The 19,452-nt window shown below is 43.8% G+C and carries 22 protein-coding genes and 1 riboswitch; of the genes, 2 read left to right on the plus strand and 20 right to left on the minus strand.

All coding sequences use genetic code 11. The features are described 5' to 3' along the window. Positions 1-396: 396 nt before the first annotated feature. Positions 397-1,410 carry an IS30 family transposase gene (locus DWV34_RS05020; protein WP_118475588.1) on the plus strand — a complete coding sequence of 338 codons (1,014 nt, stop codon included), beginning with the start codon at positions 397-399 and terminating at the stop codon, positions 1,408-1,410. Between the two features lie 197 nt (positions 1,411-1,607). On the opposite strand, the gene DWV34_RS05025 is transcribed toward DWV34_RS05020, so the two are convergent. The 6 genes from DWV34_RS05025 to DWV34_RS05050 form a co-directional block, all read right to left on the minus strand. Continuing rightward, positions 1,608-3,992, minus strand: a complete 2,385-nt coding sequence (locus DWV34_RS05025) for a ribonucleoside triphosphate reductase (RefSeq protein WP_009289933.1) — start codon at positions 3,990-3,992, stop codon at positions 1,608-1,610. Between the two features lie 108 nt (positions 3,993-4,100). After that, a complete protein-coding gene (locus DWV34_RS05030; RefSeq protein WP_006568521.1) occupies positions 4,101-4,793 on the minus strand; it encodes an anaerobic ribonucleoside-triphosphate reductase activating protein in 693 nt (230 codons plus the stop codon). Beyond that, a complete protein-coding gene (truA, locus tag DWV34_RS05035; RefSeq protein WP_118475590.1) occupies positions 4,794-5,552 on the minus strand; it encodes a tRNA pseudouridine(38-40) synthase TruA in 759 nt (252 codons plus the stop codon). Positions 5,553-5,566: 14 nt separating this feature from the next. Further along, positions 5,567-6,379, minus strand: a complete 813-nt coding sequence (locus DWV34_RS05040) for an energy-coupling factor transporter transmembrane component T family protein (RefSeq protein WP_118475592.1) — start codon at positions 6,377-6,379, stop codon at positions 5,567-5,569. After that, entirely contained in the window at positions 6,372-7,235 is an 864-nt protein-coding gene (locus DWV34_RS05045; protein ID WP_006568518.1) for an energy-coupling factor transporter ATPase, read from the minus strand. The genes DWV34_RS05040 and DWV34_RS05045 overlap by 8 nt, the downstream gene beginning before the upstream one ends. Then, positions 7,220-8,071 carry an energy-coupling factor transporter ATPase gene (locus DWV34_RS05050; protein WP_022260815.1) on the minus strand — a complete coding sequence of 284 codons (852 nt, stop codon included), beginning with the start codon at positions 8,069-8,071 and terminating at the stop codon, positions 7,220-7,222. Before DWV34_RS05050 ends, DWV34_RS05045 begins: the two co-directional genes overlap by 16 nt. Before the next feature lie 125 nt (positions 8,072-8,196). Beyond that, a riboswitch (cyclic di-GMP riboswitch) is annotated at positions 8,197-8,281 on the plus strand. A 176-nt stretch (positions 8,282-8,457) separates the two neighbouring features. On the opposite strand from DWV34_RS05050, the gene DWV34_RS05055 reads away from it, so the two are divergent. After that, positions 8,458-11,148 (plus strand): hypothetical protein, encoded by a 2,691-nt coding sequence (locus tag DWV34_RS05055; RefSeq protein ID WP_009289939.1) that lies wholly within the window; start codon positions 8,458-8,460, stop codon positions 11,146-11,148. Between the two features lie 158 nt (positions 11,149-11,306). Here DWV34_RS05055 and DWV34_RS05060 read toward each other — a convergent pair whose 3' ends face one another. From DWV34_RS05060 to rplR, 14 genes are all read right to left on the minus strand, one after another. Then, on the minus strand, positions 11,307-11,843 hold the full coding sequence (locus DWV34_RS05060) for a bL17 family ribosomal protein (protein WP_006568513.1): 537 nt from the start codon (positions 11,841-11,843) through the stop codon (positions 11,307-11,309). Between the two features lie 73 nt (positions 11,844-11,916). Next, complete coding sequence (locus DWV34_RS05065) at positions 11,917-12,873, minus strand: DNA-directed RNA polymerase subunit alpha (RefSeq protein ID WP_006568512.1); 957 nt, start codon at positions 12,871-12,873, stop codon at positions 11,917-11,919. Between the two features lie 45 nt (positions 12,874-12,918). Next, positions 12,919-13,512 (minus strand): 30S ribosomal protein S4, encoded by a 594-nt coding sequence (gene rpsD, locus DWV34_RS05070; RefSeq protein WP_006568511.1) that lies wholly within the window; start codon positions 13,510-13,512, stop codon positions 12,919-12,921. 19 nt (positions 13,513-13,531) lie between these two features. Then, positions 13,532-13,924: a 30S ribosomal protein S11 gene (rpsK, locus tag DWV34_RS05075; RefSeq protein ID WP_006568510.1), complete on the minus strand. Its 393-nt coding sequence runs from the start codon at positions 13,922-13,924 to the stop codon at positions 13,532-13,534. Positions 13,925-14,058: 134 nt separating this feature from the next. Continuing rightward, on the minus strand, positions 14,059-14,427 hold the full coding sequence (gene rpsM, locus DWV34_RS05080; RefSeq protein ID WP_006568509.1) for a 30S ribosomal protein S13: 369 nt from the start codon (positions 14,425-14,427) through the stop codon (positions 14,059-14,061). 245 nt (positions 14,428-14,672) lie between these two features. Beyond that, positions 14,673-14,786: a 50S ribosomal protein L36 gene (rpmJ, locus tag DWV34_RS05085; RefSeq protein WP_024729360.1), complete on the minus strand. Its 114-nt coding sequence runs from the start codon at positions 14,784-14,786 to the stop codon at positions 14,673-14,675. 71 nt (positions 14,787-14,857) lie between these two features. Continuing rightward, positions 14,858-15,076, minus strand: a complete 219-nt coding sequence (gene infA / locus DWV34_RS05090; RefSeq protein WP_006568508.1) for a translation initiation factor IF-1 — start codon at positions 15,074-15,076, stop codon at positions 14,858-14,860. A gap of 17 nt (positions 15,077-15,093) precedes the next feature. After that, the gene (gene map, locus DWV34_RS05095; RefSeq protein ID WP_006568507.1) at positions 15,094-15,849 is read right to left on the minus strand and encodes a type I methionyl aminopeptidase; all 756 of its coding nucleotides are present in this window, start codon (positions 15,847-15,849) and stop codon (positions 15,094-15,096) included. Between the two features lie 7 nt (positions 15,850-15,856). Further along, entirely contained in the window at positions 15,857-16,501 is a 645-nt protein-coding gene (locus DWV34_RS05100; RefSeq protein ID WP_006568506.1) for an adenylate kinase, read from the minus strand. A 66-nt stretch (positions 16,502-16,567) separates the two neighbouring features. Next, positions 16,568-17,884 carry a preprotein translocase subunit SecY gene (gene secY / locus DWV34_RS05105; protein WP_006568505.1) on the minus strand — a complete coding sequence of 439 codons (1,317 nt, stop codon included), beginning with the start codon at positions 17,882-17,884 and terminating at the stop codon, positions 16,568-16,570. Between the two features lies 1 nt (position 17,885). Then, complete coding sequence (gene rplO / locus DWV34_RS05110; RefSeq protein ID WP_009289940.1) at positions 17,886-18,329, minus strand: 50S ribosomal protein L15; 444 nt, start codon at positions 18,327-18,329, stop codon at positions 17,886-17,888. 23 nt (positions 18,330-18,352) lie between these two features. After that, the gene (gene rpmD / locus DWV34_RS05115; RefSeq protein ID WP_009289941.1) at positions 18,353-18,535 is read right to left on the minus strand and encodes a 50S ribosomal protein L30; all 183 of its coding nucleotides are present in this window, start codon (positions 18,533-18,535) and stop codon (positions 18,353-18,355) included. Between the two features lie 13 nt (positions 18,536-18,548). After that, complete coding sequence (gene rpsE, locus DWV34_RS05120; RefSeq protein WP_006568502.1) at positions 18,549-19,058, minus strand: 30S ribosomal protein S5; 510 nt, start codon at positions 19,056-19,058, stop codon at positions 18,549-18,551. 14 nt (positions 19,059-19,072) lie between these two features. After that, positions 19,073-19,441: a 50S ribosomal protein L18 gene (gene rplR / locus DWV34_RS05125; RefSeq protein ID WP_009289942.1), complete on the minus strand. Its 369-nt coding sequence runs from the start codon at positions 19,439-19,441 to the stop codon at positions 19,073-19,075. Positions 19,442-19,452 lie beyond the last annotated feature (11 nt).

The following is a 19,452-nucleotide window of genomic DNA, read 5'->3' on the forward strand; positions in this document are numbered from 1 at the left end:
TGGCACTAAAATAACGTGCGGTTAGTACCTCCCACATTCTGCCGTCGGACAATTAAGCATGTTAGATATATTTATCATAATTTATATGGCATAACAAGTCAGCTTTTTTGTGATCAATTAATAACAAAAGATGAAATGAATATGATGATTGAATTATTTCAAGAATTTTGCTCAAAACGTATAGAGGAATTAAAAGTTGAAAAGCAATCACAAGAACAGGAGAAAAAGAAATTTAAATTTTGGTAGTTGCTGGTAAAATGTACCATTGATACAACAACAAAAAAAGGTGTATTTTGTAAAGGATTATTTATAACTTGCGTAGTCCTTTATAAAATACACCTTTTTTTGTACGCTTTTTTATAAAGGATATTCAATTTATAAAAGGGGTAGATACATATGAAAAACAAGTATTTGACAAAGTACGAAAGAGGACAGATTGAGATTCTTCACAAAGAAGGATACCTGGTAAAAGAGATTGCCCAAAAGCTGGGACGCTGTAAAGCTACGATTTACAATGAATTAAAACGGGGACAAGTCACTTTTTTGCAGTCAGATTTGACAACGAAAACAACATATGATGCATTTGCAGGACAACGGATACGTGAGGAACGCTCGAAAGAAAAAGGACGGCCTTTAAAAATCGGGAATGACTTAAACTTTGTGAAATTTTTTGAACATATGATTTTGGAAAAACGTTTCTCTCCTTGTGCGATTCTTGCATACATCAGAAACAATCAACTTTCTTTTTCTACAAACGTTTGTTTTAAGACTCTCTATAATTACGTTCATCACAAAGTTTTCTTAAATTTAGATATCACAAAACTTCCTTATCACAAAAAGCTGAAACATAAGAATAAAAAACGGGAAGCGAAAAAAATCATCAAAGGGGCAAGCATTGAAGACCGTCCCGAATTTATAAATGACCGGAAGGAATATGGACACTGGGAAATGGATACCGTTTATGGTTCTTCTCTTACTTGCCTGCTTGTCTTTACCGAACGGATGACAAGGCAGGAATTGATTATTAAAATGAAAGACCGAACGAACGAGAGTGTTTGTAAAGCATTGAATAAGTTAGAGAGAAGGTATGGAGTTGTAAACTTCCGTAATATTTTTAAAACGATTACCTGTGACAATGGAGTGGAATTTTCAAACCCGGATTTATTGGAAACATCATATTGTAGTCATCAGAAACGAACGAACATTTATTATTGTCATCCATACAGCAGTTGTGAACGTGGCAGTAATGAAAACGCGAATAAGCTGATCCGTCGATTTATCCCAAAAGGTTCTGATATTTCAGCCTATTCAAACGACTTTATCAAATATATACAAAACTGGATTAATGAATATCCAAGAAAAATCTTTCAGTATCGCTCTACCAATATGTTGTTAAAAGACTTAGGTTAAACTGTTCGGATGTCCGAACTTTTTTATACAAGAAAAAAGGATATCATTAGATACCCTCTTCTTGTTGTGCAATTCATACAGTTTTCTTCTTCTATTCCTCTTATTTTGTTGTGCACTTTGCTAACTTTTCATTATTTTCTAATTTTCTATTGCAATTTTGACAAAAATTATGAAACAAAATTGGACATACCCTGTGATCAGCCGCAATGATTTTGTTCTGCATACTTCTTAATATTGGAAACATTACAGTGCGTCTCGAATTCGTCCCCACGCAGTACGACCAGAGACGGAGCCTGCATAATACCGTATTCCTGCACCAATTCCTGATGTTCCTCGGCATCCACGATTTCAAATGGAATCCGGGAACTTTTAAGGACCTCTCCGGCCATCTTACAGTTCGGACAAGTTTTGGTTGTAAACAGAAGCATTTTCTGGGCTTCTTCCATCTTCTTTTCCGCCTCTGAGGCAAAGCTTATGTCTTTTTTCGGAGTCTTGGATGCTTTCAGAACAGAATTTTTGGGATCGTACAGTTTCCTTTCTTTATATTCCTGCTGTTTTCCATCGTTCCAGTTCTGGACCGGCCGGTAGTAGCCCGTAATCCTGCTGTACACTTCTGTCTTCTCCCCGCAGTCCGGACATTCATAAACCTCCCCGTTTATATAACCGTGATTGCTGCATACAGAATAGGTCGGTGAAATCGTATAATATGGAAGGCGGTAATTTTCTGCGATCTTTTTCACCAGAGCCGCGGCCGCTTTCCAATCCGGAAGTTTCTCTCCGAGGAATGTGTGGAAAACGGTCCCTGATGTATATAATGTCTGTAATTCATCCTGAATATCCAGCGCATCGAAAACATCGTCCGTATATCCCACAGGCAGATGAGAACTGTTTGTGTAGAATGGTGTTCCTCCATCCTCAGAAGCCGTGATGATGTCCGGGAACTCTGCCACGTCATGCTTTGCCAAGCGGTATGTCGTAGATTCGGCCGGAGTCGCCTCAAGATTATAAAGGTCACCGTATTCTTCCTGGTAATCTGACAGGCGGTTTCTCATATGATTCAATACTTCCTTAGCAAATTCCTGTGCCTTTTCTTCGGTCAGATCCGCCTTGATCCAGCCGGCATTGAGGCCCGCTTCATTCATTCCGATCAGCCCGATGGTAGAAAAGTGATTGTTAAAAGAATCCAAATAACGTTTCGTATAAGGATACAGTCCCTCATCGAACAATTTCGTGATGATCGTTCTTTTTATCTTTAAGGATCGTGCTGACACATCCATCAAATGATCCAGCCTGTGATAGAAATCTTTTTCATCTTTAGAAAGGTAAGCAATCTTAGGCAGATTGATCGTAACCACTCCTACAGATCCGGTGCTCTCTCCGCTGCCGAAAAATCCCCCTGCTTTTTTACGCAGTTCTCTTAAATCCAGGCGCAGACGACAGCACATACTGCGCACATCACTCGGCTGCATTTCACTGTTAATATAATTAGAAAAATACGGAGTTCCGTATTTGGCGGTCATTTCAAACAGAAGCCGGTTATTTTCCGTGTCAGACCAGTCAAAGTCTTTTGTAATAGAATAGGTAGGGATCGGATACTGGAAGCCCCGTCCTTCGGCATCCCCTTCGATCATGACTTCGATAAAGGCCTTGTTCACCATGTCCATCTCTTTTTTGCAGTCTTTATACCGGAAGTCCATCTCTTTGCCGCCAACGATCGCAGGGAGCTCCGCCAGATCATCCGGCACGGTCCAGTCCAAAGTAATATTAGAAAAAGGAGCCTGGGTGCCCCATCGGCTCGGAATATTAACACCGAAAATAAAGGACTGCACACATTTTTTCACTTCATAGTAGGACAGATTGTCTGCCTTTACAAACGGTGCAAGATATGTATCAAAAGAGGAGAATGCCTGGGCTCCGGCCCACTCATTCTGCATGATGCCAAGGAAATTGACCATCTGATTGCACAGTGTGGACAAATGCTTCGCCGGTGCGGAGGTAATCTTACCTCGCACGCCTCCCAGCCCCTCCTGGATCAGCTGCTTTAAAGACCAGCCCGCGCAGTAACCGGTCAGCATAGAAAGGTCGTGGATATGAATGTCCGCATTCCTGTGGGCATCGGCAATCTCATCATCATAGATCTCGGAAAGCCAATAATTCGCCGTGATGGCCCCGCTGTTGCTTAAAATCAGTCCCCCGACGGAATATGTCACGGTAGAGTTTTCTTTTACCCTCCAGTCACTGGCTTTCACATAACTGTCCACCAGCTCTTTATAATCCAGAATTGTAGACTTCATATTCCGGATCTTTTCTCTCTGTTTTCTGTATAAAATATATCCTTTTGCCACATCGGCATAGCCTGCCTGGATCAGCACAGACTCCACGCTGTCCTGAATGTCTTCAACCGCGATCACATCATTTTTTACTTTCGGCTCAAAATCTGATGTGACTTTAAGCGCCAGCAGATCGATCACACTCGGATGATACTGTTTTTCTTTGGCTTCAAATGCCCTTGTGATGGCAGTGGATATCTTCTGGATATCAAATTCTGCCTTGGTTCCGTCTCTCTTTATTACATAATACATGACTCACACACCCCATTCTTTCTATATGTTCAACACTTAAAATTATAGCACCATATAAAACAAAGTCAACATATTGTATGTTTTTATCTATACAGGCACAATATATTGTTATAATCCCCTTAATTCTACATTCGGCACTTTTTCTCTCAAAATATCCGCCAGTGTCTCCATTTCTTCCTTCCCATAGGCACTGAGTCTCAAATCCGGTACATGATCAGAGGGTTCAAAACTCTGAAGGAAATATGGTTCATCTCCGGAAATCCACTCTCCGATCTCTTCGATATCCTCCCCGCTGTGAAGTTCCCTCACCACCGTGGTACGAAACTCAAACGGTACATTTCCTTCCATGAGGAATCTGACGCTCTCCTCCACCGGTTCTATCTGAAATGCTTCCACTCCCGCCGTGGCAGCATATTTCTTTTTGGAATTTTTTATGTCCATGGCCACATAGTCCAAAAGGCCCTCTCCGACCAGCCTTTTGAGCCTTTCCGGAAAGCTTCCGTTGGTATCCAGCTTCACCAGATAGCCGAGTTCCTTCATCTCTCTGATAAGCCCTGAAAGTCCGGTGTGAAGCAGCGGTTCTCCTCCGGAAATACAGACTCCGTCCAGGATTCCTCTCCGCTTCCTTAAAAAGGCCAGCAAATCTTTTTCTAAAAGCCCCGGCTCCTCCTTCCGCGGAGAGATCAGCTCAGCATTGTGGCAGAACGGGCAAAAAAAATTACACCCGCCGGTAAATACCGTGCAGGCGACTTTTCCCGGATAATCCAGGAGTGTTGACTTTTGCAGTCCCATAATCTTCATCTAATCCGCTTCCTTTTCTTCACCCATGTAATGTATGTTGATGAGTGTCAGTCCTTTTGCCGGAGCATTTGGACCTGCCTTTCCTCTCTTCGGATGCAGGAAAAGTTCCCTGACCCACTCCGGATCCCTCCTGCCCCTTCCGATGGAGATCAGAGTTCCTGCCATCATCCGCACCATGTTATATAAAAATCCGTTTCCCGTGACTCTCATGGTAATATACCGGCCGTTCTGCCTCACTTCGCACTCATAGATCGTGCGCACCGTGGTCTTTGTAGGACTCCCTGTGGTAGAAAAGCTTAAAAAGTCATGCTCACCTAAAAAGCAGCGGGCAGCTGTACGCATACGCTCCACATCCAGCGGCACATACACGAAGTGATGGTGCCTTGCCGTGACCGGGTTATCAAATTCTGCATTGTAAATCGTATACTCGTAAGTTTTCCTCGTATCCTGATATCTGGGATGGAAATCGTCTTTTACTTCACTGGAAGACTGTATAACAATATCATCCGGCAGCCTCTGGTTCAGAGCCCTGGCGATCCTTTCACCCGGAATCTCCGTCTCCGTGTCAAACACTGCCACATTCCCGAGGGCATGCACCCCGGAGTCGGTGCGGCTGGAGCCGATCACCGTAATCTCTTCTCCCAGAAGACTGCCAAGCTTCTCATTGAGAACCCCTTCTATGGTCGTATCCTTTGGCTGTATCTGCCAGCCGCAGTAATTTGTCCCGTCATATGCCACTTCTAATTTTATCCGTTTCATAGATCACCTCACGCCTATCTTCCGATCGGACAGAAAAATCCCAGGTAAATCATCAGTGCCAAAAACAAAGCCAAAAACAGATAGGCCAGCAGGTCTCTTCTGCAGTATTTGAGAGGCTTCATCTTCGTCCGTCCGTCCCCTCCGTGGTAGCACCTGGATTCCATGGCCAGGGCCAGGTCATTGGCTCTCCTTACCGCCGCCACAAACAGCGGCACTACGATCGGCACCATGCTCTTCATCCGGTGCAGAAAACTTCCATTTTTAAAATCCACTCCCCTTGCAGTCTGGGCCTTCATGATCTTGTCCAGCTCCTCTGTGAGGATCGGGATAAATCTTAGGGCAATCGACATCATCATCGCAATCTCATGCACAGGAATTTTGATCAGCTTCAAAAATCCCAGGGACTTTTCGAGCCCGTCTGTGAGTTCGTTGGGTGTGGTCGTAAAGGTCATAAGGGAAGTGCCCAATACAAGCATCACCAGCCTTGTGCCCAGATAAACGGCTGTGATGACTCCTTCTTTGGTGATCCTGATAACCCCGAAATGTACGATCGCCTCCCCCGGTATGAAGAAAATATTGATGACAACGGAAAAAAGCAAAATAACGCCAACGGCTTTCAGCCCCCTGACAATAAAAGAAAGGGGTACAGTGGAAAGGCCGATCATCAAAGCCAAAAACAGCAGAGAAGCCGCATAAGTCAGCGGGGACTTTGAGAAAAACAAGGTTATGACAAAAATCAATGTCCCCACCAGCTTTACCCTCGGGTCCAGCCGGTGAAGAATAGAATCTGATCTGTAATATTGTCCTATGGTGATGTCTTTAATCATATGTTTGTTCCTTCTTTAATGTTTTTAGGATTGCCCTCCTGGCATCTTCAAGAGTCAGGATCTCTCCCTCAACAGGAAATCCTTTTTCTTTCAGATCATTGGCCAGGAGTCTGAAAAACGGTACGGACAGTCCCATCTGCTCCAGTTCTTCCTGATGGGAAAACACCTCTTCCTTATCCCCGTCAAATTCCAGCCGCCCACGGTTCATGACGATCATCCTGTCTACATAGGATGCAATGTCTTCCATACTGTGGGATACAAGTATGATCGTGATACCCTGTTCCTGATTGAGACGCTTCAGCAGTTCTAAAAGCTGTACCCTTCCCTCAGGGTCCAGACCGGCGGTCGGTTCATCCAGAATAAAATATTCAGGCTTCATTGCCAGAATGCCTGCGATAGCTACTCTGCGCTTCTGTCCTCCGGACAGTTCAAACGGCGACTTTCCGAACAGTTCTTCTGAGATCCCCACGTCTTTGAGTGCCTCCTTCGCGGCTTTGACAGCTTCTTCTTTGGATGCCCCAAAGTTCATAGGGCCGAAACAGACATCCTCCAGTATGGTTGTCTCAAACAGCTGGTGTTCCGGATACTGAAAACACAGGCCGACCTTTCCCCGGAGGCTCTTGATATCATAATTGTCATCGTGGATATTCTTTCCCTCAAAATACACCCTTCCTTTTGTAGGTTCCATGAGACCGTTCAGATGCTGGATCAGCGTAGACTTACCCGATCCCGTGTGTCCGATGATGCCGATAAATTCTCCCTCTCCGATCTCTAAATCTATATCGATCAGCGCGGGCTTCTTTATATCCGAATTATCTTCATATATATAACTTACTTTTTCTAAACTAATTGACATAACTCTTCCACCAGTTCTTCCCTTGTCGTTATCGCATCAGAAAGCCTGATACCCTCCTTTTTAAGCTCGTAAGCAAGCTCTGTGGCAAACGGAACTTCAAGCCCGTACCCTTTCAGCTCCTTAACATGGGCAAACACTTCCTTTGGCGTTCCGCTCATTACGACCTTTCCCTGATCCATGACAAACACTTTGTCAGCCAACAGTACCTCTTCCATATCATGTGTGATTAAAATGATCGTGATCTCTTTTTCTTTGTTTAGTTCCCTGGACAGGGACAAAACATCCTGCCTTCCCTTAGGATCCAGCATCGCGGTGGGCTCGTCCAAGATAATACACTCCGGTTCCATAGCCATGATCCCTGCAATGGCTATGCGCTGTTTCTGTCCGCCGGATAAATGATTGGGGCTTGCACTGCGGTAAGCGGTCATCCCGACGCCCTCCAGTGCCCCTGCCACGCGACTCCAGATGTCTTTTGTGGGAACGCCGATATTTTCCGGGCCGAAGGCTACATCTTCTTCTACTACAGAACCGACAATCTGGTTGTCCGGGTTTTGAAATACAATGCCTGCACTTTGGCGGATCTTCAGGAGCTTTTCATGGTCTCTTGTATCCATACCCTTTAAACAAACAGAGCCGGATGTGGGCTGCAGCAGTCCGTTGATATGTTTTGCCAGGGAAGATTTGCCGGAGCCGTTGTGTCCAAGAATGGCAATGAACTCCCCTTTTTCCACCGACATATCCACACCATTTACGGCATTTATTGTCTGAGTTTCCTCTTCCTTCTCCCCATACGTTATATATTGATGAATTAAATCTTTGATCTGTAATATTGACATTGGTTTCTCCTTTGACATATGCTCCATTATATCAATAAAATTCTCTGGAAACAATAGGTATTCATTGACATTCCTACTGTTAGACCATATACTTAGGGTAGAAATAAGCACCGCTTAAAATGGTCTTTATATTTTGGCAAAACCGGGGAAATCCGGTGACGCAAAGCCAAGGGCCTAAACCATTTACTGGTACGGCAGCTGGTTGCTCCATTTTACCTACGGGACTATTGTACTTTCATAGCCCTCTCGATGGATTTTGTACTGCATATTTTCTATGCAGTTTGACTTACGTTGCATTTTTTAAGATAAAATCGACTCCGGCAGGATACCGCCGGAGTTTTTTATTTTAGTATCATGACAACATATCAAATAAGGGGGAGATTACTATGAAACGCTTGAAAAAGCCTGCTGCGTGGCTAACCGCAATATTTCTTGCACTCGGCCTTGCAACTCTGGGCAACTTAAGTTATGCAGCGGAGGAACCGCTGGAAGCAAAGAAGGACCTTCAGGCGGCATCCTCTTCAGAGAATGTGGCTGCATCTGAGGAAGAAAAACCTGCATCTGCTGACAGGCCGACAGAGACAGCCGAAAGTCAGCAGACAACTGCAGCGCCTGAACCAGAGGTTACCGAGACCTCAAAGAAAGAGACGACAGATTCCCAAAACTCAGCTGCAGCCAAAATTTCCAATGAAGGAGTATCTGAAAAAGACGTGAAAATGAAAAAAACTGCTGCAAGTGATCAGGAAATCATGATCGAAGGCAGTACACTCTATGCTCAGGGCACTTCCATCGTGATCAAGAAGGATTCCGACGGCAAAGCCTATGTCTTTGATGCCTCCGGTAATTCCCGTCTGTCTGACACATCGGTTACGAGCGGTTTTACAATCTATGGCGGAGGAAAAAATAAACCCGCAAAAGGAAATGTAACGATTGACATCCAAAATGTACAGGTGTCCAGAATATATGGAGGAGGTTTTTCCGATGGTACCGGAAATGCGGATCTAAGTGGAAATGTCTCCATTAAAGTCTCAGGTACTGTGAATGCTTCTTCAGTGTATGGAGGAGGATATGCCAATGCATCCAAGGGAAATGCCAGTGCCAATGTATCCGGATCTGTTACTGTTGACATTCCCTCTGTCCCGTCCAGCAACCATGGCAACCTATACGGAGGCGGCTATGCGTATACCACCGGAGCATATAATGCCTCAGCGGATGTAGCCTCAGTAAACATAAGTGTCACGAGCAGGACATATTCTCTGCGCGGAGGCGGCTATGCCACAGCAAACGGGGACGGTAAAGCCTCCGCAGATGTATCTGGTTCTGTTTCCTGTACAATGAAAAGTGTAGACATCCGTGAAGTATATTCGGGCGGTTATGCCAGCGGAGCCAACGCTCATGCAAGCTGCGGCTCCATCACCTCTTCCTTTGCAGGAAGCGGAAATGAAGTCATGATCTTCCACGGCGGCGGGGATGCGAGTAATCATGCCTGCGCCGATGTTTCCGGCAGTATCACTGCCAATCTGACCAACTGTTCCAGTATATACGGCTATGTAACTGCAGGGGGTACCGCTTCCGGCGGAGGTTCTGCTGATGTAAACGGTTCTGTTACACTGAATGTAGTCAATTCTGTCTCTCCGGTACAGGAACAGTTCGGCAATCTGGCAGCCGCTGCTTTTCACACCGGCGGTCAGGCTTCAGGTCAGGGCTCCAGCGCAGATGTAAAAGGTACCTGCTCTACCCTTTACAAAGACAGTGAAATCGTAGGCACTATTGTGGGAGGCGGAGAATCCATCAGCGGAGGTTCCGCCAAATCTGGAAAAATTTCTTTTTCCCTCGAAAATGTAAAGGGAAGCGAATATGAAGGAACCATGTACTACGGCGACTACATCTTAGTCGGTGAAGTGGATGACAAGAGTTCCAGGAGTCTGACAGAGTCCTCACAGGCCGCTATGACCGTCACCAACAGTAAAACAGAATTTCTCTGGGGAGGCCTTTTGCTCAAGGGAAATTCCCTGTCCTGCAAAACAGGATCTGATCTTATCATAAAAGACAGCGCATCAACTTTTGACGGTATTGCTCATTTTGATACTTTATCAGTAAGCCATCCGATTACAGTCAGTTCCTTTGAACCAAAATCTGACGGTGTCCCGACACTTTTAAAAGTTACAGGACTTTCAGCCGGAAAAACTGCAGTGACGTTCCATGGCAGCGGTGCAGAACAAAATTGGTTTGCACTGAGAAACGGAACTTTAAACTACAATGAAACAGCGGACTCTGCGTTCTGGAAGATTGCTTCTTATAATACACCTTCCGGCTCCATCGCCGTACAGCAGCCCCCGGAAGCCCCTGGGGTGGCCTTGGAAAACAGCGATGCAGACCATTTTCTGACGCAGGAAGACCGGGAAAAAATAAACACCGGAAGCAGTATAGAAATTGTCCTGAATTCTTCTCCCGTATCTGATCCGCCTACAGATATCAGCAAACTCCTAGAGAAGGAAATGCACCGCACCCAGACTCAGCCTGCTGTCATCCTGGATCTCAATCTCATGAAGGTAATTGACGATGTGCCGGAGAGTATCCATACCTTAGCCTCACCATTAAGGCTAACCTTTGAGGTCCCGGAAGAATACCGAAAAGAAAACAGACAGTTCCAGGTGATCCGCATCCACGAAGAATCCGACGGAATCTACAGTGCTGACACTCTGAACAATTTAAGTACAGAGCCTGACAAGGTAACAGTCGAGACCGACCGGTTTTCTGTTTATACCCTTGTATATAAGGACCAGGCTGCTGCAGCCTCAGAATCTGCTGTCAATACAACTTCTGCCGGAGGAGATAAGAATACCTCTAATAAAAAGAATACTTCCCTCAGCAAAACTGCTATAGGAAAAAAAGACATTGTACAAAAAACCGCGTCCAATAAAAAAATCTCTAAATCAGATTCCAAAGGACAGGGCTACGTCGGCAGTACGGCCAATACAGCCGATACACACCGCAGTTTCCCTTCTCTACTTCTGATCCTTTCCGGAAGCCTGATCTGCGGCAGCTTCCTACTTAAAAAGCGCACAGAATTATAAAAAAGCAATTCAAAAAACGGATGAAATTATATTTACACGATTTCATCCGTTTTTGATTTGATGGTACTGAGAATTTATAGAAAGCGTCTCCGGCCCAAAATTCATGGCAAAAAAAGAAGCAGGATAAAATCTGCTTCTTTTTCAAAATATGGCTCTTATTATACTAATTCGATCAATACTTCTAAGGCACCGTCACCTTTACGCTGTGCGATCTTTACGATCCTTGTATACCCACCATTTCTATCGGCATACTTCGGTGCATATTCGTTAAATAACTTTTCTGTAAGATCAACAGTCTTTGTGTTGGCTTTTTTGCCTGCAAGCTCTGTCGGAACTTCTTTTACCGGATATAATACCTTTAACATCTGTCTTCTGGCATGAAGACGGGAAGGCATATCCTTTGTGATCTCTTTTTTCACTGTCTCATATACAGTGACTTTCTTTCCGTCAACAACTTCTTTGACACGTTTTCCGTCGCTGTCTTTCTTTGCTACTTTAGCGTCAACAGTGACTGTCTCAAAGTTGTCTTTTTCTCTGACTGCCATTGCGATCAATTTCTCAGCGATCTTGCGGATCTCTTTTGCCTTTGCTTCAGTTGTAACGATCTTTCCTCTGTATAAAAGATCGGTTACCTGTGAACGCAGTAATGCTTTTCTCTGAGAAGATGTTCTTCCTAATTTTCTGTATTTTGCCATTATAATGACCTCCTGTGATTTTTCGCCATGCTTACTTCATACCTTCAGCCTAGGCGGGTCTTTTTATGATTTCTTATTCATCCCCTGAATTTAATGCCAATCCAAGTTCATTTAATTTCGCAAGAACTTCTTCCAATGATTTACGTCCTAAGTTGCGGACCTTCATCATATCTTCTGAAGTCTTGTTGGTCAGTTCTTCCACAGTATTGATTCCTGCTCTCTTCAGGCAGTTATAAGAGCGAACGGATAATTCCAGTTCATCAATGCTCATCTCCAGAACCTTTTCTTTCTCGTCATCTTCCTTTTCAACCATGACTTCTGCTGTCTTGGCATTCTCGGAGAGATCTACGAACAGGTTCAGATGTTCGCACAATACTTTGGCAGCGAGGCTGACCGCCTCGTCCGGTGAAAGGGTTCCGTTTGTAAAGACATCCAAAGTAAGTTTATCGTAGTCTGTCACCTGTCCCACACGGGTATTTTCCACCTTTAGATTCACACGCTCTACCGGAGTATAGATTGCATCGACTGCAATCTCATCGATAGAGTTGCCTTCCTTGTCTGCTTTGTCGGCACCGACATAACCGCGGCCTTTTGTGATCGTAAGTTCCATATCCAGATGTGCGTCATCTCCGCTCAATGTCGCGATGACCATATCAGGATTTAAAATCTCGATATCACTGTCAGCCTTGATGTCACCGGCAGTCACGACACCGCTTCCGGAGCACTCAATAAAGGCCTGTTTTGGTTCGTCCGTAGAACTGTTATTCTTAATCGCCAGGGACTTGATGTTCATGATGATCTCAGGGACATCCTCTTTCACTCCCGGAACGGAACTGAACTCATGCAGCACACCTTTGATCTTTACAGCACTGACTGCAGCGCCCGGCAGAGATGAGAGCATGATCCTCCTTAAGGAATTTCCGAGTGTCGTTCCGTAGCCGCGCACTAACGGCTCGACTACAAAACGTCCGAAACGGTTATCTTCAGAAATCTCACTAATCTCAATATTTGGCTTTTCAAATTCAAACATTTAAGCCCTCCTTCTGGGTTAGGAATTTGTTGAGGGTTATTACGATTATTTAGAATATAACTCGACGATCAGTGTCTCATTTACAGGAACGTCGATCTCTTCTCTTGCAGGTAATTCCTTTACAGTTCCGCTCAGTGCTTCCTGGTTTGCTTCTAACCAAGAAGGAACCATTCTTCCGCCGGTTACTTCTAAGATTTCTTTGTATCTAGGAGAAGTTTTGTGGTTTTCTTTGATCTCAATCACATCACCTACAGATACTCTGTAAGAAGGGATGTTGACAGTTTTGCCGTTTACAAGCACATGCTTGTGGTCAACGATCTGTCTGCATTCTTTTCTTGTTCTTCCGAATCCGAGACGGAATAATACATTGTCAAGTCTCAGTTCCAGAAGTGTCATAAGGTTTACACCTGTCTGACCTTTCATTTTTTCTGCTTTTGCGTAGTAATTTCTGAACGGTTTTTCTAATACACCGTAGATAAACTTCGCTTTCTGTTTTTCACGGAGCTGAAGTCCGTACTCACTCTTTTTTCTATTTCCTCTTGTTGAGGTTCTGTTAGACTTTTTGTCGATTCCTAAAAATACAGGATCGAGGCCTAAGGATCTACATCTTTTTAAGACTGGAGTTCTGTCAATTGCCATCTTTCAAATTCCTCCTAAATTAAACTCTTCTGCGTTTTGGTGGGCGACATCCATTGTGAGGTACCGGTGTTACATCTTTGATGCTTGTAACTTCCAGACCAGCAGCTGATAAAGCACGAATTGCTGCTTCTCTTCCTGATCCCGGTCCTTTCACCATAACGTCCACTGTTTTCAAACCGTGTACTAATGCTGCTTTTGTCGCTGTCTCAGCAGCCATCTGTGCCGCATAAGGAGTAGATTTTTTGGATCCTCTGAATCCTAATCCACCTGCACTGGCCCAAGAAAGAGCATTTCCCTGAGCATCAGTTAATGTAACGATTGTATTATTAAAAGATGACTGAATGTGTGCCTGTCCGTGCTGAACATTCTTTTTCACACGTTTTTTAGCCGCTTTTTTTGTAACTTTAGCCATAATTAACTCTTTACCTTTCTTTAAACTAAACCATATCCACTAAACAGCCAGAAAACCTGACAACCCAACGGGGCGTGTCATGTGTTTCCGTCCAAAGTATACCATCAAAGATCTGATGGCCCATGTGTAAGCTGTTATTTTTTCTTGTTTGCAACAGTTTTCTTAGGACCTTTACATGTTCTGGCATTTGTCTTTGTCTTCTGTCCACGGCAAGGCAGTCCCTGTCTATGGCGTTTTCCTCTGTAAGATCCTATTTCTTTTAATCTCTTGATATTAAGAGCGATTTCTCTTCTTAAGTCTCCCTCTACTGTCTGTGACTCAGAGATAACTTCGCTGATTCTGCGAACTTCATCATCTGTCAGGTCACGTACACGAGTATCCGGGTTTACATTTGCTTCTGATAAAATACGTTTAGAGCTTGTAAGACCGATTCCATAAATATAGGTAAGTCCAATCTCCACACGTTTTTCTCTTGGTAAATCAACACCTGAAATACGAGCCATGTTTTTTCTTCCTCCAAAAATTATTCATTTTAATGTTGTTCAGGGGCAATCCATATATCCGCGTACGGTGAAATGATATATATGTCTCTAGCCTGACTACGATTTTATCTATATAAATATCAGCATGGAATCTGCGTTCCATACTGCAGCCGCCTAACAAAAAGTATTACTGTATGGTACCTTGGATACAGTAATATAAACACACAAAGAACAAAGATAGGAATCCTTGCTACGTGAAATAGAAATTATCCCTGTCTCTGTTTGTGCTTCGGATTCTCACAGATCACTCTGACAGAACCTTTTCTTCTAATTACCTTGCATTTTTCACACATAGGTTTTACAGATGCTCTAACTTTCACTTGTAATTCTCCTTTCTCAAAACGTTCGGATTCAATTATATCATCATGCTATCTGATTTTCAAGGCTTTTCTTATTTATCTCTCCAAATAATTCTTCCCTTTGACAGGTCATACGGAGAAAGTGCAAGAGTAACCTTGTCACCCGGAAGGATCTTGATGTAATTCATTCTGAGCTTTCCGCTGATATGTGCCAAAATCACATGTCCTCCCTCGATCTCTACCTTAAACATCGCATTCGGCAGTTTCTCCAATACGATTCCTTCTACTTCAATTGCTTCTGACTTTGCCATTTTTCCGACTCCTTTTTCTACTTTGATAATGATAATAATTCGTAACCATCTTCGGTTATTAAGATTGTATTTTCATAATGGGCGGCAAGGCTTCCGTCTGCCGTTACAACGGTCCAGTCATCAGAAAGCCATTCCACTTTCCATGTTCCGGCGTTCACCATCGGTTCTACAGCCAGTGTCATTCCTGCCCTGAGCTTCATGCCTTTTCTTCGTTCCTTGAAGTTTGGGATCTGGGGGTCCTCATGAAGATGAGTTCCGATCCCATGGCCCACCAGGTCTCTCACCACAGAATAGCCATTATTCTCTACGTATCTCTGAATTGCCTCGGAAATGTCAAATAGATGATTCCCTTCTTTGGCAAACTTCATACCTTCAAAAAAGCTTTCCTTTGTGACCCTGATCAGGCGGGCTGCTTCCTCTGAGATCTCCCCGACGCCATAGGTCCTGGCGGCGTCAGAGTGGTATCCCTGATAGATGACCCCTGCATCCAGGCTGACAATATCTCCGTCCTTTAAGATCCGCTCCTTCTTTGGGATGCCGTGGACCACTTCGTCATTGACAGACACACAGATGGATGCCGGGTAACCATTGTAATTCAGAAAAGAAGGAATACACCCGTATTCCCTTATGATCTTTTCCCCGAACTGGTCAATCTCTAAAGTAGAAATTCCCGGTTTGATGATCTCGGCCAAACGGTCATGCGTCTCTTCCAAGATCTTACCGGCCTCTCTCATTTGTTCGATTTCTTTTTTTGATTTGATCGTCACTGCCATGTTAATCTTATGCCTCTAAAATGCTTTTGATCTCATCAAATACTACATCAATGTGCCTTGTGCCGTCGATCTCATGCAGGCTGCCTGCACTCTTATAGTGAGAAATCAGCGGTGCGGTCTGTTCGTGATAAACATCCAGCCTTTTCTTCACTGTCTCTTCCTTGTCGTCATCTCGGAGGATCAGCTCGCCGCTGCATATATCACAGATTCCTTCTGATTTCGGAGGATTATATTTTGCGTGGAAGATCGCACCGCATTCCCTGCAGGAACGTCTTCCGGACATCCGGTCGATGATATTCTCATCGGGAACCTCGATATCCAGCGCATAATCAATTTTCATATCTTTTGCCGCGAGAGCCGCATCCAACGCTTCTGCCTGAGGAATCGTCCTTGGGAATCCATCTAAAATGAAGCCCTTTTGGCAGTCGTCTTTCTCAATCCTGTCAACCACAAGATCAACTACCAGCTCATCCGGAACCAGCAGTCCCTGGTCCATATACTCTTTGGCTTTTTTGCCAAGCTCGGTTCCATTCTTGATATTCGCCCTGAAAATGTCACCGGTCGAAATATGCGGAATGTTATACTGCTCTGCAATCTGCTTTGCCTGAGTTCCCTTTCCTGCTCCTGGAGCCCCCAACATAATAATCTTCATAATGAATCCTCCTTACATTATGTAATGCACAAATAAGCTGTAGAATTCCCTACAGCTTATCGCACATTAGTCATTTAAAAAACCAGTATAGTTTTGCACTAACAATTGAGATTTAATCTGCTTGATCGTCTCTAATATGACTCCAACCACGATGATGATAGAAGTTCCGCCAAAAGAAACCTGAGCACTAAATACACCGTTAAAGAAAAACGGAATGACTGCTACAATTGTTAGTCCAGCTGCACCTATAAAAATAATATATTTTAAGATCTTGTTTAAATAATCTACTGTCGGTTTGCCCGGACGGATACCCGGTACAAATCCTCCCTGTTTCTTCATGTTATTTGAAATTTCCAGAGGATTAAAAGTAATCGATGTATAGAAATATGCAAAAATAACAACAAGTACAATATATATAAGAAGACCCAGCGATCTCTTCGGATGATTTGCGTCAAACCATGTGGACGAACTTAAACTGTGCAGAACCTTTCCCATAAATCCATTGCTCTCATACTTAAACAGCTGCTGAATAATCAGCGGGAACTGCATGATAGATGAGGCGAAGATAATCGGGATAACTCCGGCTGTATTCACTTTCAGCGGAATATGGCTTGACTGGCCGCCGACCATTTTCCTTCCCTGAACTTTTTTTGAATACTGTACCGGAATATGGCGTTCAGCGTCTGAAAGAATGATAACGAACACGACAGTGAACAGCACAACGGCTGCGATCACACATCCGGCAATCAGTGCCGGTCCGATCTGTTTGCCTTTCATAAACTGATTATAGAGCGCATAAAAATCTTTCGGCATTCCTGATACGATGTTGATCAACAGGATGATAGAAATACCGTTTCCAATACCATTTTCCGTGATACGCTCACCAAGCCACATAACGAGGATCGCACCCGCTGTCAGGGCAATGATCATCGTTACAATGGTAAAATTTGTGTGTTCCGGTCCCAGCGCACCGCTGCGGCTGAAACCTATGGTCATACCGGCGGACTCAATGAGTCCTAATACAACCGTAACGTATCTCGTAATCTTAGCTATTTTCTTTCTTCCATCTTCGCCGTCTTTCTGCATCTCCTCCAATGCAGGGATAGCGATCGTCATCAGCTGCATGATGATGGAAGATGTAATATATGGCGTAACACTCAGTGCAAATACAGACATCTGCAAAAAGGACCCGCCGGTAAAAGAGTTCAGGAGATTGAATGAATCTCCCAATGTACTCTTTAAATATGCAGTCACCTGGGCAGTATCGATTCCTGGAATCGGCAGTTGTGACCCGAAGCGCACGACGATCAGAATGATCACCGTAAACGCAAGCTTTTTCCTTAGTTCTTTGTTTTTAAACGCATTTGTCAATGCATTCGCCATACTAAATCACCTCGGCTTTTCCTCCAAGAGCTTCGATCTTTTCTTTTGCCCCTGCACTGAAAGCATTTGCTTTTACTGTAAGTTTCTTTGTGAGTTCTCCACTGCCTAAGATTTTGACTCCGTCTTTCGGATTAGAAACGATTCCCGCTTCTACTAAAGTCTCAATAGAAACTTCGGCTCCGTCTTCAAATCTTTCTAATGCTGATACGTTGATTCCAATGATTTCTTTAGAGTTAATGCAAGTGAAGCCTCTCTTTGGAATACGTCTGTATAAAGGCATCTGTCCGCCTTCAAATCCCGGTCTTACTCCGCCGCCGGAACGGGCTTTCTGTCCTTTATGTCCTTTACCTGCAGTTTTTCCATTTCCTGAACCATGTCCGCGACCTCTTCTGAAGTTGTCGCTGTGCTTAGATCCGTCTGCAGGGCGTAAGTTTGATAATTCCATCCTTCGCACCTCCTAATCTACAATTAAATTTCTTCTACTTTTACTAAATGCTGAACCTGATGAATCATTCCCCTGACACTTGCATTATCCGGCATTTCAACAGTTTTGTTTAACTTCTTGAGTCCTAAAGCTTCCACTGTCTTTCTATGCTTTGGAATGGCACCGATTGTAGATTTTACTAAAGTAATTTTTAATTTATCTGCCATTTTCATGTTCCTCCTAACCTAAGAGCTCTTCTACAGATTTTCCGCGAAGCTTTGCTACTTCTTCTGGAGTTTTTAAGTTTTTAAGTCCTTCGATCGTAGCGAGAACAACGTTCTGCTTGTTGTTGGATCCTAAAGACTTAGAACGGATATTCTTGTATCCTGCAAGCTCCAATACGTCACGGGAAGGTCCTCCTGCGATGATTCCAGTACCTTCCGGAGATGTCTTTAATAATACAGACGCACTTCCGAATTTACCTGTAAAATCATGCGGTGTACTTCCTTTTTCGTCAATCGGTACTTCCACTAATTTCTTAGCAGCCGCTTCTCTTCCTTTGCGGATCGCTTCTGGAATTTCCATTGCTTTTCCTAATCCTGCACCAACGTGTCCGTTCTTATCTCCAACAACAACTAATGCTGCGAATCTGAAATTACGTCCACCTTTTACTACTTTGGTAACACGTTTGATAGATACAACTTTTTCTTCCAGCTCTAACTGGCTAGGGTCGATCATTGTACGCTTCATTTGATTTCCTCCTGTTAGAATTTAAGACCAGCTTCACGTGCTGCGTCTGCTAATGCTTTTACTTTTCCCTGATAAATAAATCCGCCTCTGTCAAAAACAACGGTGGAGATACCTTTTGCAACTGCTCTCTCAGCAATCACTTTTCCTAAGTGAGCTGCCGCTTTTACATCGTTAGTCTTCTCCAAATCAGCTTTTACGTCTTTCTGTAAAGTGGATGCTGATACTAAAGTATTTCCAACGGTGTCATCAATGATCTGAGCGTACATATGATTATTGCTTCTGAATACGCTTAAACGCGGTTTCTCCGCTGTTCCGCTAATATGATTACGAAGCTTTAAATGTTTTTTCGCACGAACTTTGCTTCTTGACTGTTTTTTAATCATCCTATCTCACT

This window comes from Anaerostipes sp. AF04-45, assembly GCF_003461725.1.
GTDB lineage: Bacteria > Bacillota > Clostridia > Lachnospirales > Lachnospiraceae > Anaerostipes > Anaerostipes caccae.